This window comes from Enterococcus sp. HMSC078F03 (assembly GCF_001811595.1).
GTDB lineage: Bacteria > Bacillota > Bacilli > Lactobacillales > Enterococcaceae > Enterococcus > Enterococcus faecalis.
On the sequence record NZ_KV805602.1, the window covers coordinates 77,858 to 101,832 of the forward strand.

Genomic DNA, 23,975 nt, shown 5'->3' on the forward strand with positions numbered 1-23,975 from the left:
AAATATACTTAGGGTTTTAGTGGAAAGCATGTTACTTTTAAATTTTTGAAAAGAACGGGTATCGTAGTTGATACCTGTTTTTATATATAAGGTATTGAAATTTAAGAATAATTGTTTTAAAATAAAGTTACCTTTTTAATACACTCATATATGATCTTCTTTCGAGAAGAGTGCTCCTATCTTATCCCAAGTCCAAGATAGGAGCTTTTTTATGGAATGCTTTCCTCAGGTTAAAGCTATCGTGTCAAGAAAATATATTCATAAAATAGCCAATTATGAATGTAAAAAAGAAAACTATTTTTATAAAAAATTTATATAAAAAGTATTGCATTAAAAAATAGGTTGTTTTAAAATAAAGCTGTCATCATAGTATGACTCTTTTCGATAGAACACTCCTATTGGAAACAATAGGAGCGTTTCATAGAAAAGGCGTGTTGAAACATGGTTCCCTAATACTATTTTATACTTACATTTCATTTGCCGCCTTTTCCCAATAAGGCGGTATCTTTTTACATAAAAATATTGAATAAAAAAAGTAGATGTGATATTCTATATGTACAGATTTATTTATTTTCACGCAGACCGCCTTTTCTCAATAAGGTGGTCATTTTTTTGTTATTTAATAAAATTTAATAAGTTTTTCGCTTAGCCTCTGTTGAATCATATATTCACAAATGAAAGCATTTTGTTCTATATTGTCTTCTTTTATATTGTTTTTTAATTAGTTGTATGCTATGTTGTGATTGCTTAATTTATTAGCTAATGTTATATTATGTATGAGGGATATATATATTATTACCTCTCTTTCTGATTTAGATTGAATTTTTTCAATCAAAGTGGGAACGGAGTGCACCCACGATCCCCAGCGGGTGGGTTAACCTAGCGTTGGTCTACATGGGACGGTATCCATGTTTTGCACTCTTTTTTTTTGTCTAAAATTATAAAGGAGTTGTAAAAAAATGCCTAAAGATTTGCAAAAAACATATAATTTATATTTATCAAATCTTGATGGCAAGATTGCTGTTATTACAACGCCGTTTGTTAAATTAGATTGTTTTTATATAAAATTTGATATTTTACAACTGCCACATTTATTAGGGTTACACAAGATTTATAATGATTCGCCTAAAATAATTTGTCAAAAATTGAAAAATGAAGCCATTACATATAAGCATTTGCAGAGACATCGTAATTTCGGACTTATAAAAGATAGAGTAGAATTATTTGAGTTTATTTTAGAAATATTTTTAGAAGGATATAATGATTCGGTGATATATGTATCTGAAGCAGATAGATTTGGTTCATCTATGAAATTAGATATAGCGTTTAGTCATCCTCATAAAAATAAAACATTGACACTTGGATTACGAGAAATCAGTAATTGTGTTTATACACCAGTTACTTTCTATGTATCAAAGAGTAATCGTCCAATATTTCCTAAATCGAAAAGAGCAAAAATTTTAACTTTAGAAATGATTGCATTTAATCTATAAGTGTTTAGAAATAAATTTCAGGACCATTAGCTCAGCTGGTTAGAGCAAACGGCTCATAACCGTTCGGTCACAGGTTCGAGTCCTGTATGGTCCATAATGAAAACCTACTTCTTAGATAAAGGAGTAGGTTTTTTATTTGATAAATGCTATAATAGAATGAAGTAAAACTAAGATAGTTATTAGGAGGGGTATGTTTGAAGATAAATTCTACAGAAATTAGTCTTATTAACGAATTGTTGGAAGAATATTTCTATCACCACCCTCAATTACAAGAAGTTTTATATGATGATGAAGGAGTCCCATATGAATATAAAAATGGCTATATTCAGTATAATTCATATGGACCAAAAAAAGTTAGGGAAATAAATCAGTTGTTATCTAAGTTGAAATCTTTAACATAATAATTGTTGAACACATCTTTGATTCCGTCCATTAAGAAGGCACACTGTTGTTTTGAAGTAAATCCTTGATTATAGTGCGAGACGGAGTTTCTGATAAGGAATAGTGTCTTCAGATTGGTGCGCTCTCTTTTCTTAATACTAATGGGTTTTCTACTCATATATTCAATATATATTTTTGCAGTAGCATCATCAGGAAAGTTAGAATCTATCATTTTATTCTTTTCTAGAATCAAATAAAGTAAATGTTCTAAGATGCTTCCGAGTCCGGCGGCACAGACAAACCATTTTTGGTTATTATAGCAATATAAACATTCATCAAATTCTATTTCAAACTGTTTATTATTAATTGTTTGTAACATTTCTTCAAAATTATATCTTTTTGCTCTGAGTGTCATTTTGTTAAAATCTGTCAGGCTCGCTGGCGTTGAAATCAATGTATCAATTGTTTTTTTCTCATTTGCGGTCCACTTCTTAATGAAAAATTCAACACTTGGGCTGTTGACGATCGAATTTTTTATTATAGTATCAGAAATATCCGGAATACATTTCTGAGCAATTAAAAATTTTATTTTGCCCACTGCGTCTAATTTATAGAAAGTGGGAGTAGTTGTTGCTTCTACACAGTCTACAATTTTTATCTTGTCAGTATCCGCACAAGATGCAAAAAAGAGAAGATCGTTATGACCTATTTCTGGAGAACCAATTCCTATACACCATATCTTTACATAATTATTTTTCCAAAAAAATATATCTTCGTGTTCTTCATTGGTACCAATGAGAAAGGTTTGATACTTATAATTTAATTTTGCAAATAGAAGTATATCATCGGAATGAGGTTCAAATTCTTTAAATAGAGTGCGACCGTACAAGAAATCAACAAACAACGAGGTCATAAAAGGATCTAATTCAGCAATTCTTTTTTCTAATTCTAACATTGGTATCCCCATTTCATAATTTATTCGTCCGTATGCCAGTACGGTTGTTTTCATTATAGCATGAAATAAAATAAGAACTAAATGATCCATAAAAACACGTTAACAGCATTATGAAAAGTCAATTCTTTTGAATTACTTTTGATTTTTATAATTAATTTAGTCTAAAGCTTGTAACAATAACTTTTTTCTATAGTAAAATACTTTTGAGATACTTTTGTTTTTCTATCTTGGTTGTACTGTATAAAACAAAAATATTTTTAGAATGGTAATTAAGAAATAAGCAAATCTCTACCTCTCACAATGAGAAGTAGGGATTTTTTTGTTTATTTGCCACAAACTTGCCACAAAAAATAGTGAAAATATGAAAAAATACACTAAATAAAAAACTTTTGGAATCTCGAAAACCTTGATAAATCAATGTTTTTATATCATGAAATACATGCTATAATGGAGTTCAAGGTTCATCAACCATCCCTTGTAAAAAAACTCGGAGAAAGAAGGAAAAAGTATGCAAAATTCGTTTCAAGCCAATCGAAAGCTAAGAACAGTCTTAGCCAATGGTATCATTATGGGCTTATATATTGTCCTCTCTTTATTGGTTCGGCCAGTTTCTTCTGGTATGATTCAATTTAGAATTTCAGAAAGTTTGAATCACCTAGTCGTTTTCAATCGCAAATTGATGTGGGGTGTTTTAGGCGGCGTTATCTTTTTTAACTTATTTTTTGGTTTCGGTGTAATGGATGCTCTGTTTGGTGGAGCACAAACATTATTTGCGTTGAGCTTAACAGCTTTTTTACAAAAAAAGGTACCAAGTATTCCTGTTAGAATGTGTCTAAATAGTCTATTTTTCACTGTAAGTATGTTTTTTATTGCCTTTATGCTAGTACCAAGTGGCGGTCAAGCATTTTGGACAACTTATGGTTGGTTAGCATTAAGTGAAGCGATTATTATGACGATTTCAGCACCAATCATGTACTTTATCAACAAGTCATTAAAATTTGAAACACGTATTTAATTGAAAAGATGTGGATAGAAATGATTCATCCTTTGAATGGCAGTGAAGAAAAGTGTCGTTGCTATTAGTGAACTAAGTGATAGAATGAACTGTTTCTACCTCGTCTTTTTTACATAAAGAATAAGATCTACATTTTTTCTAAAAATTTTCATGTAAAACTTTACTAGTCTGTTGGAATACACTATGATAGTGTAAGATAAACGGACTATTGGAAAGTCACAGCAGAGGAGTTTGAACATGTACACATTTAAAATCGGTATTCCGGCAGAAGTACACGATACATTTGTTAAAAATCACCCATTATGTAATTTACTACAGTCATCTTCATGGGCAAAAGTCAAGGATAACTGGGGTTCTGAAATTGTTGGGGTTTATGAAAAGGATACATTAGTTGCATCAAGTTTAGTTTTAATCAAACCATTACCAGCCGGTTTTACGATGTTATATACACCAAGAGGTCCTGTAATGGACTATACAAATGAACGTTTGGTCAACTACTTTATGGCTGAATTGAAAAAATTTGGCAAGAAAAAACGAGCTTTATTTATAAAAATGGATCCTGCGGTTCACTATCAAGATTTCCATTTGGGAGAAGAACATCAACCGCATGCTGAAGCGACATCTATTATTGAGACCTTGAAAAAAGCAGGGGCCAAATATCAAGGACTGACAATGGATATGGGGGCCACCATCCAGCCCCGATTCCAAGCGAATATTTATCGTGAAGATTTTAGTGAGGAACAATTGTCAAAAAGTACCAAGAAAATGATTAAAACAGCTGAAAAAAAAGGGGTAGTTGTGCAGCAAGGGCATGTTGACTTTGTTGATGAATTTGAAAAAGTCATTCAATCAACCATGGAACGCCAACATATTTCTTTGCGGAATAGTGATTACTTTAAGAAGCTGTTGAACATTTACCCAGAAGACTCCTTTATTATGCTGGCGCAAGTCAATTTAAAGGAACGCTTAGACAGCACGCGACAACGCTATGACAAAAATCAAAAAGACTTGAGTAATTTGAAAGAAAATCAAGTGAAAAAGCGCCATAATTTAGAAGAATTAGATGCTTCCTTGACTCGGGAACTAAAAGAATTAGAAGAAAATATCGCAGAAGCTGGTGAAATCGTCACGGTTGCTGGCGCCTTGGCTGTGACATTTGGTCCAACAAGTGAAATCCTTTATGCTGGCTTAGATGATCGTTATAAACGCTACATGCCAACATATGTGACTTGGCGAGATGCCATTCAAGAATGTTTTAACCGTGGCTGCGAAAGCTGTAATATGGGCGGCTTAGAAGGTAGTTTAAATGATGGCTTAATTAAGTTTAAAGCGAACTTCAACCCAACGATTAATGAATTTATTGGGGAATTCGATTTACCGGTTAATAAATTATTATTTAAAGCCAGTGAATATGCCTATAAATTACGAAAACAAAAAAAATAAATAAAAAACACAGGGACTAAAAATCAAACTTGATTTTTAGTCCCTGTGTTTTTTTCTATAGTTTTTGCGTTGCATTCCGTTTCATTAAGCGAAGCAAAACGCTAGCAATTGCTGAAGCAGCTACACCAGCAACAAGAGCTTCTGGCACACCAGAACTGAAAATCGTCGCAATAATAGCTAGGTAAACAGCAGTTCCAGCTTTACCAATAATTTCAGCATAAGCTGAATTAAAAAGAAAATAAATCATGTTCATGACTAAAATGGTATTCGTTGCTGAGCCTAAAACACCAGCCACAAATAAGGAGACAGGTTGCGCTTTTTCCTTCGTTAATTTATTTAGCCATTTGTAAGCGAAATAAGGAACGACCCCAATTAAAATCCGCGGAATGAGCACAATTAAAAGTGCCTTCCAACTACCATGATCGGTACCGATCACAGGAATAAATGGAGAAAAAACAAACGACAAAGGTGTTGGTGCTGTCGTATTTTTAATTAAGCTAATGATCCCAAACGTGCCGCCCAACATACTACCGATTTTTGGCCCTAAAACAATGGAACCAATAATTACAGGAATATGCATCGTGGTCGAATTTAAAGGACCTAATGTGATAAATCCTAGCGGGGTTAAAGCCAGTAAAAGTAAGATAGCTAAGAACATTGCTGTTAACGTAAATTTTTTCGTGTTATTCATAAATTACTCCTTGTTATCAGATGCTAAAATTTTCATCACTGTTTGAATGATATCTTCAACAGTGGCAAGTGCGCCACGACCATAATCGCCACAAGCTAATAGAGCTTCACGTGGGATTATTTCTTGATAGCCGACTTCTTTTAAAATGCCAATATTTCGTTGGACAATGGGGTTTTGGTACATATACGTATTCATCGCGGGCGCAATAATTTTTGGTGTTTCAGGATAAAGCGCCAAAGCAACTGTTGATAATAAGTCGTCGGCAATCCCATGGGCTAATTTCCCAATGGTATTGGCCGAAGCAGGTGCTACTAAAAATAAATCCGCTTTTTTAGCTAACTCAATGTGATTAATTTTACTGGGATCAATTTCCATCATGACATCCGTATGCACTGGATTCTTAGAAAGTGATTGTAACGTCAGCGGAGTGATGAACGCTGTGCTGCTTTTAGTCATTAAAATTTCCACATTGTAGCCAAGCTTAGCTAGTTGACTTGTAATATCTGCTGCTTTATATGCAGAAATGCTGCCAGAGACGCCTAATAAAATAGTTTTCATTGTTGTTCTCTCCATTTCTTTTCAACATTTTTAACGATCATTGAACCAATCCCTTGTTTTGAACAAGCTTCTTGGACAATGCCCGTTTCGTTAATTAATAATCCTTCGTGTTCTGTTTCATGAACGTTCATCAAGTCATTGGCTAAGACAAAGTCACACCGATTTTTAACCAAAGCGGCTTGTGCAACTTGGACAAGTTCTTCTTGTGAAACGTTGACAAGTAATTTAAAGCCCACTAAAACAGTTTGGGGTTGCTTGTCACGAATCATTTGGATGACTTTAGGATTTTTCTTTAGAAAAATTAATAATCGGTCCGTATCAGATGAAATTTTTGTTGCTGTTTGAGGAATATCAGCAATCTGATTCAATGTGTTTTGAACGATAGTTGCCAAGGCTTCTTTGGTCTTTGGCAATGTTTGTTCGCTTAATTGTTGCGCAAAAGAAGCAATAAATTGTTCTTCCGTTTGCGCGGTTTCCGTCGTAAAATCACTGACTGCCATTGCGTGAACAATCGCATCAAATTGCTTTTCAGCAAAGAGTTGTTCTAACGTAGTGGCTAATTCAACCGTTGTTTCTATTTCTTTAATTGATAAGTCCAATTGTTGGGTTGGACGTAATGCATGTTTGGTTGTTACGTAGGTTACGGTGTGTCCAGCAGCTAAAAAACTTTCAGCAATTGCTTTTCCTAGTCCGCCAGAAGAATGATTGGTAATCGAACGAACATTATCAATCGGTTCTGACGTTCCACCAGCAGTAACTAAAACATCCATAATCAAAACGCCTCCTTAAGAAATTCGGACAATGGTCCGTCCAATATGTTGGCCTGCTTGTAATGCTTCAAAAACAGGGGGAAGTTCTTCTAAAGTAATCTCTTGATACACAGCTTTTTCAGTGATGTCTAAATCAGTGGCAAGACGTTGCCAAACTATTTTTCGTTTGTCCATACCAACATTAACCGAATCAATGCCCAATAAATGAACGCCCCGTAAAATAAAGGGTAAAACGGTTGTCTCTAATGTAATTCCAGCAGCGCGGCCACAAATGGCTGAACGGCCATCATAACGAAGTTGTGGTAAAACAGCAGAAGTAATTTCCCCACCAGTGGTATCAATTGCAAAAGCAAAACGCTGTTTCATCAATGCTTTAACAGGAGTTGCTAAGAAATCTTCTACTAATAAGCATTCACTAACACCTAACTCTTTTAAAAGCTCAAAAGAATCTGGCTTTCTAGTTAATGCAGTGATTGAAGTGTAGCCTAATTGATGCAACATCGCAATAGACAATGTCGCAACACCGCCTGTCGCACCAGTTACAATGATGGGGGCTTCTTTGTCGTCGCGTAAGCCATCGTCTTCTAAAGCTGTGACAGATAATCCGGCCGTAAAGCCAGCAGTTCCGAAGATCATTGCTTCTTTGAGACTCATTTTTTCAGGAAGTGGAACTACCCAATCGCCAGGAACACGCACATATTCAGAATAACCACCAGTATGACTAACCCCTAATTGATAGCCTGTTACGATCACTTTATCGCCTTCTTTGAAACGAGGATCTTCCGATGTGACAACAGTGCCACTGACATCAATTCCTGGAATCATTGGATAATTGCGAATCACACCGCCGTCTTTTTTTGAAGCTAAAGAGTCTTTAAAGTTAACTGAGGAGTAGGCTGCTTTGATTACTACAGTGCCTTCTGATAAATCGTCTAAAGTAATGGTTTCTAGTTGACCAATAACAGATGTATCTTGTTCTCTTAACGTAAATGCTTGAAATGAATTCATATAAAAACTCTCCTTCCAATTATGTAAAAAAGCAACTCGTCTTATTTTATCATATTCTGATTTTTTCGTATCATTTTTCTTCTTATAAACAGTAAGTTATACAGAAAAGAAAGATTGTGTGACAATTAGACTAGAAAAATAAAGAAAAATGGTTGAAATTTTTCAAAAAGTTCGTATACTAAAAAAGGTAAAACTAAACTGTAAGTTTAGTATTACAAAACTTTTGTTGAAAAGATTAGCTGAAAATAGAAACGAGGTGTGCCATGGAAATTGGTGAGAAGTTGAGAAATTTACGCATTCAGAAAAATTTAACGCAAGAAGAATTAGGCGAAAGAACGGATTTATCCAAAGGCTATATTTCCCAATTGGAGCGGGATTTAAGCTCACCATCAATGGAAACATTTTTCTCAATTTTAGAAGTACTAGGCGTGACGCCAGAGCAGTTTTTTAGTCAGCAACCGCTTGAACAGAAAATTGTCTACAATGAAGAAGAAAGTACCCTCTATTATGATGAAGAACATGGCTATGAACTAAAATGGTTAATTCCAGCCTCAAATGAAAAAGAAATGGAACCTGTCATTATTACTTTTGATAAAAATGGCGAATATAAAACGTTTGAACCTTCTCTATCAGAAACATTTATTTATGTGATTGATGGCTCCATTCGTTTGATATTAGGGGAAGCCACGTATATTGCTAAAAAAGGTCAAACCATGTATTACCAAGCAACAGAACCTCACCAAATTAGCAACAATGGTCGAGGAAAAAGTCGTGCGTTAATTGTGGCGACAGAATCGTATTTATAAAGGACGAAATGGAGGAGTTTATCCAGTGAGAAACCATGTGATTTCATTTGAAAATGTTGTCAAACAATTTGACGATGAACCAGTATTAAAAAATGTCAGCTTTGAAATTGAAGAAGGAAAATTTTATACGTTATTAGGACCTTCAGGATGTGGCAAAACAACGATTTTGCGTATTATTGCGGGATTCAATGACGTGACTTCTGGCGATGTTTATTTTGATGGTAAAAGAATAAATGATGTACCTGCCAATAAACGCCAAGTCAATACCGTGTTTCAGGATTATGCTTTGTTTCCTCACATGAATGTTTTTGATAATGTTGCGTTTGGTTTAAAAATCAAAAAACTATCCAAAGCAGAAATTGAAAAAAAAGTGAAAGAGGCATTACGTTTGGTTCAATTACCCGGCTACGAAACACGTGAAATTAGTGAAATGTCTGGGGGCCAACGTCAGCGGGTCGCAATTGCACGAGCGATTGTCAATGAGCCAAAAGTATTGCTTTTAGATGAGCCGTTATCCGCTTTAGATTTGAAATTACGCACAGCGATGCAATATGAACTACGTGATTTACAACAACGTTTAGGGATTACTTTTATTTTTGTGACCCATGATCAAGAAGAAGCATTAGCGATGAGCGATGAAATTTTTGTCATGAATAAAGGTCATATCGTGCAAAGTGGCACACCAGTCGATATTTATGATGAACCGATTAATCACTTTGTTGCTGACTTTGTGGGGGAAAGTAATATTGTGGACGGCGTGATGCTGGAAGATAATTTAGTTTCATTTGTGGGCAAAAAGTTTGAATGTGTCGATGGCGGCATGCGGAAAAATGAACCTGTAGAAGTCGTTTTACGTCCAGAAGACTTAACGATTACCACGCTTGAAAAAGGCAAGCTAACCGTAACGGTGGACACGCAGTTATTCCGCGGCGTTCATTATGAAATTATTTGTTTTGATGAACAAGGAAATGAATGGATGGTGCATTCCACTCGAAAAGCCAAAGAAGGCGCTCAAGTAGGGCTCTCCTTTGAGCCAGAAGATATTCACGTGATGCGCTTCAATGAATCAGAAGAAGACTTTGATGCCCGTTTAGAAAGTTACGACGAGTAAACGAAAGGGGAAAATAAAATGAAAACAATGCGTCGAATTTATTCGATTCCCTATGTAATGTGGTTACTTTTATTCGTCATTGCGCCAGTGCTAATGATTATTTATCAATCATTTTTCGATATGAATGGCCAGTTTACCTTGGCGAATTACCAAACGTATTTTACATCAGGAACGTATTTAAGTATGACCATTAATTCAGTGTGGTATGCTTTTCTGATTACCATTTTTACGTTATTGGTAAGTTATCCTACGGCTTATTTTTTGACAAAGCTCAAGCATAAACAGTTATGGTTAATGCTCGTTATTTTACCAACGTGGGTGAATTTATTATTAAAAGCTTATGCTTTTATTGGGATTTTCAGTATTCATGGGAGTATCAATCAGTTTATGAGTTTTATGGGTTTGGGTACGCACCAAATTCTGTTTACAGATTTCAGTTTTTTATTTGTCGCAACGTATATAGAAATTCCATTTATGATTATGCCGATTTTTAATGCCTTAGAAGAGATGAATCCTTCATTGATTAGTGCTAGTCGGGACTTAGGAGCTAGCAGTGCGGAAACGTTCCGCCGTGTCATTTTTCCTCTCTCCCTAAACGGTGTGAAAAGTGGCGTTCAAGCTGTCTTTATTCCTTCGCTCTCGCTCTTTATGTTAACGCGTTTAATTGGCGGCAATCGGGTGATTACGTTGGGAACGGCGATTGAGGAACACTTCTTAGTAACGCAAAACTGGGGCATGGGTTCAACAATTGGTGTGATTTTAATTGTTGCCATGTTTATTGTGATGTTGCTGACGGGTGAGAAGAAGAAAGGGCGTGGCAAATAATGCAAAAGAAAAAGTTTAAATGGTCTTATGTGTATTTATTCGTTGTCTTTGCGCTACTGTACGCACCAATCTTTTATTTGATTTTTTATTCGTTTAACGACACGCAAACGATGAATCAGTTTACTGGTTTTACGTTAGATAATTATCGGAACGTTTTCGAAGACACACGCTTGTTAACCATTGTTCTGAATACGTTTTTGCTAGCTTTCTTATCGGCTTTAATAGCAACCATCATTGGAACATTTGGTGCGATGGGGATTTATTATACAAAACGTCGTAAAAACCGGAACACGTTGCTTAGCTTTAATAACATTTTACTCGTTTCACCAGATGTTATTATTGGAGCCAGTTTCTTAATTTTCTTCACGGCAGTAGGGTTTATCAGTTTAGGTTTTACAAGTGTATTATTGTCGCATATTGCCTTTAGTATTCCAATTGTTGTTTTAATGGTTTTACCAAAACTACAAGAGATGAACGATTCTATGGTAGATGCGGCACGGGATTTAGGGGCCAATAATGTTCAAGTGATTAAAAATATTATTTTGCCTTTTTTAGCGCCAGGAATTATTGCTGGCTACTTTATGGCCTTTACTTATTCGTTGGACGATTTTGCCGTAACATTCTTTGTGACAGGCAATGGTTTTTCAACATTATCTGTTGAAATTTATTCACGAGCACGTCAGGGAATTAGTTTAGAAATCAATGCCTTAAGTGCGTTAGTATTCCTATTCTCAATGATTCTAGTTGTCGGTTATTACTTTATCAGTAAAGACAATACGCCAAAACGTTTAAAGAAAATGCGTCGGGAACAAAGTGAGGTGGCCAAGTTAAAATGAAAAAATTACAGTCACTTTTTATTGGAATTATCGCTATTATTGTCATCTTGTTTTTTGGCGTGCGCCAATTGGAGAAAGCAAGTGGCATGGCAGGAGCAGATACCTTGACCATTTACAATTGGGGGGACTATATAGATCCGGCCTTGATTAAGAAATTTGAAAGAGAAACAGGTTATAAAGTCAATTACGAAACCTTTGATTCTAATGAAGCTATGTATACAAAAATTCAGCAAGGTGGTACAGCCTATGATATTGCCATTCCTTCTGAATATATGATTCAAAAAATGATGAAAGCGAAGATGCTTTTACCACTTGATCACAGCAAATTAAAAGGCTTAGAAAACATTGATGCACGCTTTTTAGATCAATCCTTTGATCCCAAAAATAAGTTTTCCGTTCCGTACTTCTGGGGCACGTTGGGGATTATTTATAATGATAAATTTATTGACGGCCGTCAGATCCAACATTGGGATGATTTATGGCGCCCGGAATTAAAAAATAATGTCATGCTGATTGATGGCGCTCGCGAAGTGTTAGGATTATCTTTGAACAGTTTAGGCTATTCGTTAAACAGTAAAAACGACCAACAATTACGTCAGGCTACCGATAAGTTAAACCGATTAACGAACAATGTCAAAGCAATTGTTGCCGATGAAATCAAAATGTACATGGCTAATGAAGAAAGTGCAGTTGCTGTAACTTTCTCTGGTGAAGCTGCTGAAATGCTAGAAAACAATGAACATCTACATTATGTGATTCCCAGTGAAGGCTCTAATCTCTGGTTTGATAACATTGTGATGCCTAAGACAGCCAAAAATAAAGAGGGTGCCTATGCATTTATGAACTTTATGTTACGACCAGAAAATGCGGCACAAAACGCAGAATATATTGGTTATTCCACACCAAATAAAGAAGCTAAAAAACTATTACCAAAAGAAGTTGCTGAAGATAAACAATTTTATCCAGATGATGAAACCGTCAAACATTTAGAAGTTTACCAAGATTTAGGTCAAGAATACTTAGGAATTTATAACGATCTGTTCTTGGAGTTTAAGATGTATCGGAAATAACGTGAAAACTCAGTTGAAATGGTGTTAAATCAACGAATGAAGAGCGAAATAAGCTGCCTTTTTAGCTGTCAGTTTTCCAATTTTCTACCAAAAGAGAATGGGACAATAATCAGAAAAAAATCTGATTATTGTCCCATTTTTTTTGATTTCAAGGTACACAAAAAGTACTCATCTCTGTAAGATTAAAGTGACCAAACCAAATCAGAAAGGAAGCGAGTGCTTTATGTTTAAAAATTATACTATCAATCAAACAACTTTACCATTCAACATCTGTTGAGCAAGATGAAGCCAGACAATTAGCAAAGGAAATTGACGAACTAAGACAAGAAACCTAATGGAATCAGAAATCAGTGAGGAATCAGTCTATGAAGTTATCTAAGTATCTAGCGCTTTGTTTATTTGGAATCTTTTTTATCTTCATACTATTATTGATTTGGGGAGAAAGTTCATCGACTAATGTTACTGGTACAGAAGAGGAGCAAAATCTTCCAGAAGCGGTACTTCGCTGGAAAGAAAAGGTAACGAAAGAAGCGGTGAAAAATGAGATACCCGAAGCCGTACCCTATCCATTAGGAATTATTATGGCAGAATCAGGTGGAAATTATGAAAAGTATCCCGATATTATGCAGTGTAGCGAAAGCCAAGGCAGACCACTAAATTCCATAACAGACCCAGATGAATCAATAGAAGTTGGGGTTAAATATTTTGCGGATATGTGGAAAGGGCATCAAGGGTATGAAGTTTTAAACATTGTGCAGGTGTACGATTTCGGAGGAGGATTTTTGAGTCATTCTGGCACTGGTGGAAATTCTGAAATTGCGAAAATTGCATCAGATGAGCTAGCAGACGGCATTCATGAAGGTGGCGAAAAATACTGGCGTTGGTATGGTTTTAACAGTCGTGTAGAATGGTGTGCAACTTTTGTTTCTTATGTGGCGGAAAAAGCAAACTTGAAGATGGAACGTTTTGCCTATTGTCCAACAGGAATAAATAATTTTAAAACGAATAACCAATGGCAAGGCGGAGGTGTAGAACCGAAAAGTGGAGCGATTATTTTCTTTGATTGGGATGGTGATGGTGTCAGTGATCATGTAGGGATTGTGGAGAAATTTGAAAATAATACTGTCCATACGATTGAAGGGAATTCTGGAGATATTATTGCAAGAAGAAGCTATGAAAAGAATAGTTCTTATAGTTTAGGATATGGAATCCTAAACTAGCTCTACTATATTGAAAAAATCTATGGATTATAACTATTTTCTACTTTAAAACAAAGAGCATTAAAAAATGAATGTATTAGATGAAATAAAGTTGAAGACAAGATTTTCAAAGGAAAAATATCATTTTAACAGATTTTATGGCCTTGCTGATTTTGCATGATATCTGCAATTGTCTTTTGGAAAGTTAATCTGATTAAAAAAGTTATGGCTAGTCTACTTGTTGAAAGAAACTGATTTCGGATTGAAACCAGTTTCTTTATTTTCTCTTGAAAATTCATTTATGTAGTAGAATTTTGATGGTCAACTAATATATTATCTTAAGTTAAGAAGTCCAAAAGAAAATGAACTGGTTTATTGCCAAAAGAGCAAAAATATTTAAAATTGAACATTAAAAATAAATCATAAAACAAAGAATAAAATATTTTTGATTAAGTGTTCTTCATATACATAGAAAAGATATGTAAGCGAGATTAAACTGAAAATTTTTAATTCACTTCCACAATGGATAAAGAAACTTATGTAATTGTTAGGGCTAATTTATCATGTTATCTTAGATATGTAAAGAAGAACGTTAGCTAACAGAAAGGTGATATCCATGAACGAAAGGCAAATAAAACTTGCGCGCTTGCTAATTGAACATGATAAATTTTTACCTGCTTCTTTCTATAGTAAAAAATTGTCTGTCTCAACTAAAACCGTATTTCAAGATTTAGAAACACTTAGACTTTTCATTCAACCTTATTCTGTTGAAATAGAAAGGTTACCTTCTTTAGGTATCCACTTGTCAGGTGAACATAGTGCAAAAAGCAACTTTTTAAAAGAGCTAGAAAGTGAGCTTTCGCAAGACCAGCTGTCACCTGTAAATAGACGAGTCAAAATTATTCAAAGTGTATTTTTTGAAGAGGATAATCCGACATTAGAATCTCTTGCTGAGCAATATTTAGTCAGTAAGACCTCACTTTATAACGATTTAAAAATTATAAATGAAATCATTGTATCGAATGGGATTGAAATAATATCAAATAATGATGGATTGACTAGTCAGGGGGCAGAGAATGAGATTCAGCTAGCAATTAAGCAGCTAGTAACACATTTTTCAAATTTGATAGAAGAAAAATCTGTCAATGCAAAATTATACCACTTTTTTGAGAAACAATTAGTGGATATCGTATCAAAAATTCTACACAAGAATTTTAGAGAACTCACTGAGAAGGTTTCTGACTATTATATGGAATCACTTTTGACAACTCTCTTGGTTCAATGCCGTCGTATTCAAATGGGGTATCATGTTGAAGGAGAGGATGATTACCTATTTAGTAGTATACGATATATGGAAACGTTTGTGGTTGCTAATGACATGTCTGAACGATTATCTCAAGAGACTGTTCTGAATTTTAGTGAAGCTGATAAAGACTATTTATCTCGTCAACTTTTTGCCCATCGAGTTACTACTGAAGTGAAAGCTAGTGATGAAAAATATGTAGATTTAGTGTACCGTTTGATTTCTAGAATGAGTAAAATTGAAAAAATTGATCTGACTCAGGATGAGCACCTTTTCAATTCACTATTATATCATATACCTGCTATGATTCTTCGTTTAAAACGTGGGATTCACATTGAAAATCCTTTATTGGAGAATATTCGTGACCAATATTCTGAGCTTTTCAGTATTGTTTGGTATGCATTAGTTATTGTGGAACAACAGTATAATGTGATTTTAAATGATGACGAGATTTCGTTTATTTTGATCCATTTCCAAATTGCCTTGGATCGTCAATCCAAAGCAAGCAATATTGTCATTATTTGTCAATATGGAATGTCTTCAGCTCAATTTATCTATTCAAAGGTTCGTAAGTTCATTCCAGCCCATGATAATGTGGAGATATCGACATTGGAGAGATTTAATAAAAGTGACAAAGAAAATATTGACTTGATTATCAGCTCGATTGATATTCCACAGTCAAAAACTCCTTTTGTAAAAGTTACACCTTTAGTTAGTAATCAAGACTATATCAAGATCATGGAGGCATATACAAAGTATCTCATTCAAGGAGCACCTTTTGGACTATCTGATTCATTAGATAGAAATTTTGAAGTAGATGTGTTGAGTAAATATGTCAATCTTAAACTTATTAGCTTGCAAAATCTTTTTTCTGATAAAGCTGATTGTTTAAATAGCATGATAGATGAACTAGAAAAAAGAAAACTAGTATTGCCTACATTTCGGAAATCGGTTTTTGAGAGAGAGGATATTGGGAATACCAATTTGGAAAGTGGTGTTGCATTACCTCATGCAGATCCAACGACGATTCTTAAGTCTCATATTTATATTGTATCACTTAAGAAATCGATTAATTGGGGAGATCGCACGGTCAAATTGATTATTATGGTAAATCTCAGTGAAGAAGACTTACAAGAGATTCGCGAAGTTGTCGAAGAACTCTATCAATTTATTGATGAGAAAAAGAAAGTTGATGCGCTTGTGAAAGTCAACGATTCTGTGCAAATGCTACAAATTTTTAGTACTGGAGGAAACTAAAATGTTTTTTGATCAAGAACTTTGTTTGTTTCATATCAAACCTGACGATCAAACACAATTATTCGAAAAAATGTATGAAAAACTTTATTTATCTGGATGCGTCAAATCAAGTTTTTTAGATGGCATCACAACAAGAGAAGCAGAGTATCCGACTGGTTTGGAATTCAATGGTATCGGTTTTGCGATTCCTCATACAGATTCAGTGAATGTTAATAAGTCACAAATTTGTTTTGCTTCATTGGATGAACCAGTAATTTTCCAAGATATGACGGATAAAAGTCACAACATCGAAGTTAATTTAGTATTCATGCTGGCGATGGCAGTCCCTCATGAACAAGTAGAGACCCTGCAAAACTTAATGGCATTGTTTACTGATGATGAGAAAGTTAAGAGGCTACGAGAATTATCATCAAAAGAAGATTTTATCAAATTGCTAAATGATTCTGGGGTTTATTAGAAGTCAAGGAGGAAAAAACAAATGGATGTTATTATGGATGGTATTCAGTGGTTTATTGGATTAGGATCAACAGTTTTTTTACCAGTAATTATTTTTATCATTGGACTATTCTTCGGGTTAAAGCCTAGTAAAGCATTTATATCTGGGGTCACTGTTGGTATTGGGAATATTGGATTAGGATTAGTATTAGATTTATTATCGGGCGGTTTGGGTAGTGCTATTCAGCAAATGGGTGAAAAATTTGGAACTTCTCTAAATGTTTTGGATATTGGAGTAGGAGTTGGTGGACCATTGGCCTTTTCAACCTCTTTGGGAATTTTGATGATCCCTATCTCATTAATTTTGAATTTTATTTTAGTGATGCTTGGTTGGACGAAAACATTGAATGTTGATATTTGGAATTTCTGGTTCCCAATTTTTTTAGGTATGCTAGTTCAAACGGTAACTGGAAACTTTTGGTTTGGGATAATTGGAGCAATTGTTGCAGTTCTTTTACAATGGTTCTTAGCGGATGCAGCACAAAAAGAAGTAAGTGAATTCTTCGGTTATCCTGGGATTGCAATTACACATATGATGGCATTGTCTGGAGTATTGTTTGCTAAACCTATGAACTGGATTTTTGATCGAATTCCAGGGTTTAACAAAATTGATGCAGATGCTGAAAGTTTGACGAAAAAATTTGGGATTTTTGGTGATACCGTTGTAATTGGATTGTTGATTGGTATCGTTGTTGGATTTTTAGCAGGATATGATGCAGCAGGTATCGGGTTGCTTGGTATGCAAACAGCTGCAGTTATGAAAATAATGCCAAAAATGGTTGCAATGTTTATGGAAGGGCTGTTGCCAATCGCTGAGGCAGCTAAAGAATTTACAGATAAAAAATTAAATGGTCGTGTGGTAAATATTGGAATGGATGCAGCACTTACCGTTGGGCATCCAACAGTAATGTCTACATCGCTACTGTTGGTACCTATCTCGTTGTTACTTGCAGTAATTTTGCCTGGAAATCAAGTGTTACCTTTTGGTGATTTAGCATTTTTCACATTTGCGATTTGCTTAATGATTCCTTATTTTAAAGGAAATATTGTTCGTTCTTTAGTCGGTTGCTCACTGTACTTAGTGATGACATTTTATTTATCTACATGGTTAGCGCCTATTGTGACAGAACTCTTCCAAATGGCAAACTTTGATGTAGGAACTTCAGGACTAGTTACAATGTTATTAAGTGGCTTGTGGCCAGCAGGTTTAGTTGTTTTATTAGCTCAAAAGTTAGGTATCTTTGGGATTATTCTTTTAGGAATTGTGATTTTAGCAGGAATGTTTTACTTTAACAAAATCAAAGGGAAAAAAGTAGAAAATATACAAGAAGTTCAATAAAAAGAAAGTAGGGAAATTCATGAAAAAACTATTAGTAATTTGTGGCGCGGGCCACGCAACCTCAACTATTGCGGTATCAAAAATCAACAAGTGGTTAGAAGCAGAAAACTATACGGATCAGGTCAAAATATATCAATCTAAGATTGCGGACGAACTGAATAAAATGGATGATTACGATGCGGTTGTTAGCACGACGATTGTTCCAGATTCAGTCAAAGATAAGGTGATCAATGGTCTAGGCTTGTTAACTGGGATCGGAGCAGACAAAATATTTGAAGATGTAAAAACACGATTGGAATTGAAATAGATGATCAAACATGACACAATCAAACTGCATACAATAGAAGGTCGTGCTTCGTACCATGATTTACGTGAAGACTTGGTTCGTATTGCTTTAGATTCTGGTTTGGCAGATGGCGTGATGATCATTACCACCCCACATACAACTTGTTCATTTTTCTATGAGGAAACTATGCATGATGTGAATTATTTTGGAGACGATTTTCTACATGTAGATATTAATGAAACCATGGAAAAAATCGCTCCGGTTATGACAACCGAAGGACAATATCATAGTCCAGGTCCAGAACATATTGCTTTCGGGACTTCATTAAGCGATCCTAATTATCCAGCTGAAAAATGGGTGATGTTAAATACAGATGCCCATCTGAAAGCATCTATTTATGGAACCAATTCTCAATCACTCATCTTAAAAGATGGAGAATTGCAAATCGGATCGCTCGGTAGAGTGTATTTCGTTGATTGGGATCGTCTTCGTGAACGAGATCGTACAATTAATGTGATAATCATGGGGGAATAAATTTTATGAAAGAATATATTTTAGCACCTTCATTATTTAGTTCTAAAATCAGTCGTTTAGAGAAGACCCTTGAAACCTTGGAGATAGAAGAAATAAAGTGGCTACATGTGGATGTGATGGATGGATATTTTGTGCCTGACATGGCGTCAGGACCCAGTATTGTTAAAGAATTAAAAGAAATCACCGACATCTTACTGGATGTCCATTTGATGGTCGAAACACCAGAAAAAATTGTACCTGCTTTCCTTGAGGCTGGAGCTGACTCTATTACGTATCATGCAGAAGCTACCAATAATGGTATGCACATTATTCAAATGGTCAAGGAACAAAAAAAGAAAATAGGCGTTGCAATCAATCCTGCAACTCCTGTGTCATTGATAGCACCAATTTTAGCTGAAGTTGATCTAGTATTAGTAATGACCATTAATCCGGGTCGACCTAATAGGGATTTTATTCCTTTAACTGTAAATAAAATCGCTGAACTTAGTCAATTGAGAGAATCAAATGATTATCACTATTTAATTGAAGTGGATGGTAAAATCGATAATGAAACAATCAAACTTTGTGCCAATGCTGGAACAGATATGTTTGTATCAGGAGGATACATTTTTGGTGAAGAAAACAAAGAAGTTGAAATGATTACGAATTTGAAAACTGCTTTAGCGGAAGTCTAGGAGGAAAAATTTGGAAAATTATGTTTTGAAAATCCTTAATGAACTGACACAAAACGCTGAAAAAATTGAAATGGAACAAATTTTAATTTTTCTAGAAGAGATTAAAAAAGCCAAACACATTTTTCTCTTAGGCGCTGGTCGGTCAGGTATTGCAATTCAAGCGTTTGCCAATCGATTGATGCATCTGGGATTTAAGGTAAGTCTTGTTGGTGAAATAAGCTCACCTCATTCACAACCTGGTGACCTTTTGATCATCTGTTCTGGATCAGGAGAAACAGAAAGCTTAAAATCTTTAGCTAAGAAAGCCGTGGAAAGTGACGTTACGATTGGTTTGATCACCATGAAAGGTGATTCTACAATTGGTAAGTTAGCTTCTTCAATTATAGTGCTACCAGGTACAACTAAGAATGAAAATGTGCATCATTCAAAAGAATTTAAACAGCCAATGGGTTCAGCTTTTGAACAATTAGCCTTTCTGACTTTTGATAGTATAATTTTAAATTTAATGGATGAAATGGAAGAAACCTCAGAAAAAATGTTTAATCGACATGCAGATTTTGAATAGCCAATTACTAAAAAGTGATTACTGAAGCATAAAAATCAAAGTAAAAGTATAAAATCATACAAAAAAAGTCTAGCAAAATTGTTAGACTTTTTTGTATACCTACTATTAACGATTTGACTTTGTCTTTCATGTCTATATTAAAAATTTAACAAGTAATTACATGAGTCATTGTTTCGATTTTTCTAATTTTTTCGAGATCCGCTTCTTTGTTTGTAATTAAAGCAGTAATCTCTGACCAGTCGCAAATTTTGTATAGGCTTTTTCGATCAAATTTTGTATAATCACCCAAGATGTAGCGTTTTTCAGCGTGGGAAATAATCGCTTGGTCTACAAATACATCTGAAGACGACGGGCTAGTGGGACCATCAACATTACTAAAGCCATCAGTTCCAAGAAAACATAAGTCTACTTGAATTTGATTAATTTGAGAAATGGTCCAACCTCCAAATACTGAAGAACTAGGTTCACGTAATTCTCCACCAAAAAGAAATACTTGATTTTTTGAACTTATAAGTAAACTTGCAACTGGTAGTGAATCAGTAAAAATCTTATATCCAGACTTCATAGATAAAAGAATGGCAAGTTCCAATGTAGTACTTCCGGTTCCTATTACAATTGAACTATTATCAGGAATAAGTTCAAGAGCTTTCTGTGCAACCAGTTTCTTATAATGAGCATTTTCTTTCTCGCGTACTTGAAAAGAATGCTCAATGGCATTTTGTTTTAGCGTAGCTCCTCCGTGGCTTTTCATAAGAAGCCCTTTGTTTTCTAAATAAGTAAGATCTTTACGAATTGTTTCGTAGGTTACAGAATATTTTTTTGCTAATTCACTTACATAAACACTGCCTTCTTTAATTAATTCCTGTAGTATCAAATCTCTTCTTTCTGCCATCAATAACATTTACTTCACCTCATTAACAAATCATCTTACATAAAGAATACCATAAAGCCTAGTGAAAACAACCAAAAACTAATTAATATTGTTTTTATTTATTTTATAGTTGATTTCAAGCGATTCCAAAATTGAAAAAACCAACTAAAAACTATTGACACCAATTAAAACCAATTGTATTATAAGAGTGTAGTTAAAGTAAACGGATTCAGAAAGGAGATTTTAAATGAAAACCAAAATTGCAATTGCATGTGATGACTTAGGTTTTGAAACAAAGGAGGCGATAAAGAAATACTTGATTGAAGAGAAAAATGCTGATGTTGTCTATGATCCAGTACAGGTACCAGAGGATGGAGTCAATACTTTTGCTAAGTTAGCAGATGAAATGTCTGTATTGATCCAAAAAGATGTTTGTCGTTTAGGAATATACATTTGTGGAACTGGAATTGGTTTTACTTGTCAAGCCAATAAACATTGGGGAATTCGAGCAACAGCTGTTACAAATCCTTATTCTGCAAAAAGAGCAAGATTAAGTAATAATGTACAAATCATAGGTTTAGGTTTGCGTGTAAATGGATTAGAATACATGAAGCAGATTATTGATGCATGGTATGATGAACCTTTTGAATTTTCAACTGCAAGAGAAAATTCAAAAAACAATTTATTAGAAGCAGAAAAAAATGATAATTTACTTCTAAAAAAACCAGATCATGTAGCTTGGAATATGGGATTTAGACCGGATTAAAAAAGGGGGGAAGCTAGTCAACTAGCGAAAAAATGGAATTTATCACACAATTTATTAATGATTTAGGCAATTTTATTTTTATTCCACTGATTTTTCTTGTATTTATGGTAGCTTTGGGACGTCCGCTTGCTGAAGCAATTCAATCAGCGATGAAGGTGGGAATTGGTTTTATTGCTTTATCAATGGTTATTGGGTTTATGTTGGAAAAGATGGAACCCGCTATCACTGGTTTAGCTGGAAAAACAGGATCTTCTTTAGATGCAATTGATGTTGGTGGTGCGGCAACGGCCGTTATGGGATTTGGTTCTAGTATGGGTGCCATTATTATTCCTTTATGTGTAGGAATTAACTTGTTGTTGCTTGTGTTGAAGATCACAGACTGTGTCAATGTTGATGTTTTCAACCTTCACCAAAATGCTTCAATGGGAGCGATTGTTGCTGTATACTCTGGTAATTTTCTATATGGGGTTTTAACTGCCGGTTTGTTCCATGTTTGGGCGTTAATTGCGGCTGACTTGGGTGCGAAAAACAATGAGAAGTTTTTTGGTTTACCTCAAGGCGTATCAATTTCTCACCCAGTAGCCAACACTTACTTATTATTTGCTTATCCATTTAACTGGATTTTCGATCGTATACCTGGTTTTAGGAAATTAAATGTAACGGCTGAAACGATTCAAAAAAGATTTGGTGTTTTAGGTGATCCAACAATTGTCGGATTTCTGTTAGGTACACTTTTAGGTTTGTTTGGGTATGATTGGACAAGTCCATATCAAACGATTATTTCAAGTGTACAATTAGGAATGTACTTGGCTGCAGTTATGTTGTTATTGCCGAAAATGACTTCTATTATGATGGAAGGTCTTGTTCCACTTTCAAATGCAGCACGCAAAAAATTAGTGAAACGATTCCCAGATCGTGACATTACTGTAGGGATGGATACAGCTCTAATTGTAGGAAACCCATCAGTTATTTCTTCAGCTCTACTATTAATTCCTGCAATGGTTATTTTAGCGGTTATTCTTCCTGGAAATAGAGTAATGCCTTTGGGAGACTTATCACAGTTTGTGTTCTTTATTGCATGTATGGTACCAGTATTTAAGGGAAATATTATTCGTACTTGGTTATCATCAGTTATCTTGTTTGGTGGTGGATTATACATTGCTTCATGGATGACGCCAGCAACAAACGAGTTATTCCAAAAATTTGGTGCAGGTGCACAAAAAAATGTGATGTATTCTTCACTTAACCCTTCAGCAAATCCATTTACTGGATTGTTTGCAGCTGCAAGTCATATTGGTTTAATTGGTTTTATCTTGATTGGAGCGATCTTAATTTCAGTAGGATACTTGTTGAAAAAGAAAGAACGCTCTCAGCTTCAAAATGATGCAACAGTGTAGTATAGTAAAAAAAAAATAGATAGCGAGGTTTTATCATGAACAAAAAGATTTTAGTAGTATGCGGAAATGGAATTGCATCATCATCAATTATGGTCTCTGTATTAGAAGACTATTTAAAAGAACAAGGGATTAGTGGAGTTGATGTACAAAAATCATCTCTTATGGATTGTAATGCTGATAAATATAATAGCTATGATTTAGTTGTTTCATCTACAAAAATTGATAATCCTGATGTGACAACAAAAGTGATTGTTGGTGCTGGCTTACTTACAGGTATAGGTGAAGATGAAATTTTTGATGCTGTAAAAGAAGAAATCACAAAGTAGG

General features: G+C 34.7%; 25 protein-coding genes and 1 tRNA gene. 20 read left to right on the forward strand and 6 right to left on the reverse strand.

All coding sequences use genetic code 11. From position 1 onward, the window contains the following. Nucleotides 1-959 precede the first annotated feature (959 nt). Together HMPREF2810_RS13020 and HMPREF2810_RS13025 are read left to right on the forward strand one after the other, a co-directional pair. Entirely contained in the window at nucleotides 960-1,493 is a 534-nt protein-coding gene (locus HMPREF2810_RS13020) for a PBECR4 domain-containing protein (protein ID WP_002382621.1), read from the forward strand. Between the two features lie 20 nt (nucleotides 1,494-1,513). Then, nucleotides 1,514-1,587 (forward strand) — tRNA-Ile (locus HMPREF2810_RS13025). Between the two features lie 273 nt (nucleotides 1,588-1,860). On the opposite strand, the gene HMPREF2810_RS13035 is transcribed toward HMPREF2810_RS13025, so the two are convergent. Beyond that, complete coding sequence (locus HMPREF2810_RS13035; RefSeq protein WP_010715402.1) at nucleotides 1,861-2,829, reverse strand: hypothetical protein; 969 nt, start codon at nucleotides 2,827-2,829, stop codon at nucleotides 1,861-1,863. 508 nt (nucleotides 2,830-3,337) lie between these two features. On the opposite strand from HMPREF2810_RS13035, the gene HMPREF2810_RS13040 reads away from it, so the two are divergent. Together HMPREF2810_RS13040 and HMPREF2810_RS13045 are read left to right on the forward strand one after the other, a co-directional pair. Beyond that, nucleotides 3,338-3,844 carry a QueT transporter family protein gene (locus tag HMPREF2810_RS13040; protein WP_002356499.1) on the forward strand — a complete coding sequence of 169 codons (507 nt, stop codon included), beginning with the start codon at nucleotides 3,338-3,340 and terminating at the stop codon, nucleotides 3,842-3,844. Between the two features lie 237 nt (nucleotides 3,845-4,081). Next, on the forward strand, nucleotides 4,082-5,287 hold the full coding sequence (locus HMPREF2810_RS13045) for an aminoacyltransferase (protein ID WP_048942225.1): 1,206 nt from the start codon (nucleotides 4,082-4,084) through the stop codon (nucleotides 5,285-5,287). Nucleotides 5,288-5,342: 55 nt separating this feature from the next. On the opposite strand, the gene HMPREF2810_RS13050 is transcribed toward HMPREF2810_RS13045, so the two are convergent. From HMPREF2810_RS13050 to HMPREF2810_RS13065, 4 genes are read right to left on the reverse strand one after another with little or no spacing between them, the layout of a single operon-like run. Further along, on the reverse strand, nucleotides 5,343-5,978 hold the full coding sequence (locus tag HMPREF2810_RS13050) for an ECF transporter S component (protein WP_002356501.1): 636 nt from the start codon (nucleotides 5,976-5,978) through the stop codon (nucleotides 5,343-5,345). Nucleotides 5,979-5,981: 3 nt separating this feature from the next. Continuing rightward, nucleotides 5,982-6,536, reverse strand: coding sequence for a phosphopantothenoylcysteine decarboxylase (gene coaC / locus HMPREF2810_RS13055; protein WP_002384108.1), 555 nt, complete (start codon nucleotides 6,534-6,536; stop codon nucleotides 5,982-5,984). Further along, on the reverse strand, nucleotides 6,533-7,306 hold the full coding sequence (coaB, locus tag HMPREF2810_RS13060) for a phosphopantothenate--cysteine ligase (RefSeq protein ID WP_002384109.1): 774 nt from the start codon (nucleotides 7,304-7,306) through the stop codon (nucleotides 6,533-6,535). The genes coaC and coaB overlap by 4 nt, the downstream gene beginning before the upstream one ends. Before the next feature lie 15 nt (nucleotides 7,307-7,321). Beyond that, nucleotides 7,322-8,314 (reverse strand): YhdH/YhfP family quinone oxidoreductase, encoded by a 993-nt coding sequence (locus HMPREF2810_RS13065; protein ID WP_002356506.1) that lies wholly within the window; start codon nucleotides 8,312-8,314, stop codon nucleotides 7,322-7,324. Between the two features lie 263 nt (nucleotides 8,315-8,577). On the opposite strand from HMPREF2810_RS13065, the gene HMPREF2810_RS13070 reads away from it, so the two are divergent. The 13 genes from HMPREF2810_RS13070 to hxlB all read left to right on the forward strand — a co-directional run bounded on the left by HMPREF2810_RS13070 (nucleotide 8,578) and on the right by hxlB (nucleotide 20,614). Continuing rightward, nucleotides 8,578-9,120: a helix-turn-helix domain-containing protein gene (locus HMPREF2810_RS13070; RefSeq protein WP_002384111.1), complete on the forward strand. Its 543-nt coding sequence runs from the start codon at nucleotides 8,578-8,580 to the stop codon at nucleotides 9,118-9,120. 25 nt (nucleotides 9,121-9,145) lie between these two features. Then, entirely contained in the window at nucleotides 9,146-10,231 is a 1,086-nt protein-coding gene (locus HMPREF2810_RS13075) for an ABC transporter ATP-binding protein (RefSeq protein ID WP_002356508.1), read from the forward strand. An 18-nt stretch (nucleotides 10,232-10,249) separates the two neighbouring features. Further along, on the forward strand, nucleotides 10,250-11,056 hold the full coding sequence (locus tag HMPREF2810_RS13080; RefSeq protein ID WP_002356510.1) for an ABC transporter permease: 807 nt from the start codon (nucleotides 10,250-10,252) through the stop codon (nucleotides 11,054-11,056). Continuing rightward, nucleotides 11,056-11,892, forward strand: a complete 837-nt coding sequence (locus HMPREF2810_RS13085) for an ABC transporter permease (protein ID WP_002356512.1) — start codon at nucleotides 11,056-11,058, stop codon at nucleotides 11,890-11,892. The genes HMPREF2810_RS13080 and HMPREF2810_RS13085 overlap by 1 nt, the downstream gene beginning before the upstream one ends. Next, nucleotides 11,889-12,962, forward strand: a complete 1,074-nt coding sequence (locus tag HMPREF2810_RS13090; RefSeq protein WP_002384113.1) for an ABC transporter substrate-binding protein — start codon at nucleotides 11,889-11,891, stop codon at nucleotides 12,960-12,962. The genes HMPREF2810_RS13085 and HMPREF2810_RS13090 overlap by 4 nt, the downstream gene beginning before the upstream one ends. Nucleotides 12,963-13,327: 365 nt before the next feature. After that, nucleotides 13,328-14,182 (forward strand): lysozyme family protein, encoded by an 855-nt coding sequence (locus HMPREF2810_RS13095; protein WP_002384115.1) that lies wholly within the window; start codon nucleotides 13,328-13,330, stop codon nucleotides 14,180-14,182. 595 nt (nucleotides 14,183-14,777) lie between these two features. Continuing rightward, a complete protein-coding gene (locus HMPREF2810_RS13100) occupies nucleotides 14,778-16,721 on the forward strand; it encodes a BglG family transcription antiterminator (protein ID WP_002384118.1) in 1,944 nt (647 codons plus the stop codon). 1 nt (nucleotide 16,722) lies between these two features. After that, nucleotides 16,723-17,178: a PTS sugar transporter subunit IIA gene (locus tag HMPREF2810_RS13105; RefSeq protein WP_002384119.1), complete on the forward strand. Its 456-nt coding sequence runs from the start codon at nucleotides 16,723-16,725 to the stop codon at nucleotides 17,176-17,178. Nucleotides 17,179-17,199: 21 nt separating this feature from the next. Further along, on the forward strand, nucleotides 17,200-18,555 hold the full coding sequence (locus HMPREF2810_RS13110) for a PTS galactitol transporter subunit IIC (RefSeq protein ID WP_002384120.1): 1,356 nt from the start codon (nucleotides 17,200-17,202) through the stop codon (nucleotides 18,553-18,555). Nucleotides 18,556-18,574: 19 nt separating this feature from the next. Further along, nucleotides 18,575-18,862: a PTS sugar transporter subunit IIB gene (locus HMPREF2810_RS13115; protein WP_002368851.1), complete on the forward strand. Its 288-nt coding sequence runs from the start codon at nucleotides 18,575-18,577 to the stop codon at nucleotides 18,860-18,862. After that, nucleotides 18,863-19,375, forward strand: a complete 513-nt coding sequence (locus HMPREF2810_RS13120; protein WP_002368852.1) for a YjbQ family protein — start codon at nucleotides 18,863-18,865, stop codon at nucleotides 19,373-19,375. Between the two features lie 5 nt (nucleotides 19,376-19,380). Next, the gene (gene rpe / locus HMPREF2810_RS13125; protein ID WP_002368853.1) at nucleotides 19,381-20,049 is read left to right on the forward strand and encodes a ribulose-phosphate 3-epimerase; all 669 of its coding nucleotides are present in this window, start codon (nucleotides 19,381-19,383) and stop codon (nucleotides 20,047-20,049) included. A gap of 10 nt (nucleotides 20,050-20,059) precedes the next feature. After that, nucleotides 20,060-20,614, forward strand: a complete 555-nt coding sequence (hxlB, locus tag HMPREF2810_RS13130) for a 6-phospho-3-hexuloisomerase (protein ID WP_002384121.1) — start codon at nucleotides 20,060-20,062, stop codon at nucleotides 20,612-20,614. A 145-nt stretch (nucleotides 20,615-20,759) separates the two neighbouring features. On the opposite strand, the gene HMPREF2810_RS13135 is transcribed toward hxlB, so the two are convergent. Next, nucleotides 20,760-21,515, reverse strand: a complete 756-nt coding sequence (locus tag HMPREF2810_RS13135; RefSeq protein WP_002368855.1) for a DeoR/GlpR family DNA-binding transcription regulator — start codon at nucleotides 21,513-21,515, stop codon at nucleotides 20,760-20,762. Between the two features lie 217 nt (nucleotides 21,516-21,732). On the opposite strand from HMPREF2810_RS13135, the gene HMPREF2810_RS13140 reads away from it, so the two are divergent. Genes HMPREF2810_RS13140 through HMPREF2810_RS13150 form a run of 3 tightly spaced genes read left to right on the forward strand, consistent with a single transcriptional unit; the run spans nucleotide 21,733 to nucleotide 23,974 of the window. After that, nucleotides 21,733-22,251 carry an RpiB/LacA/LacB family sugar-phosphate isomerase gene (locus HMPREF2810_RS13140; protein ID WP_002368856.1) on the forward strand — a complete coding sequence of 173 codons (519 nt, stop codon included), beginning with the start codon at nucleotides 21,733-21,735 and terminating at the stop codon, nucleotides 22,249-22,251. Nucleotides 22,252-22,283: 32 nt separating this feature from the next. Further along, nucleotides 22,284-23,648 carry a PTS galactitol transporter subunit IIC gene (locus tag HMPREF2810_RS13145; protein ID WP_002368857.1) on the forward strand — a complete coding sequence of 455 codons (1,365 nt, stop codon included), beginning with the start codon at nucleotides 22,284-22,286 and terminating at the stop codon, nucleotides 23,646-23,648. 35 nt (nucleotides 23,649-23,683) lie between these two features. Next, a complete protein-coding gene (locus tag HMPREF2810_RS13150) occupies nucleotides 23,684-23,974 on the forward strand; it encodes a PTS sugar transporter subunit IIB (protein ID WP_002384122.1) in 291 nt (96 codons plus the stop codon). The last annotated feature ends 1 nt before the right edge of the window (nucleotide 23,975 follow it).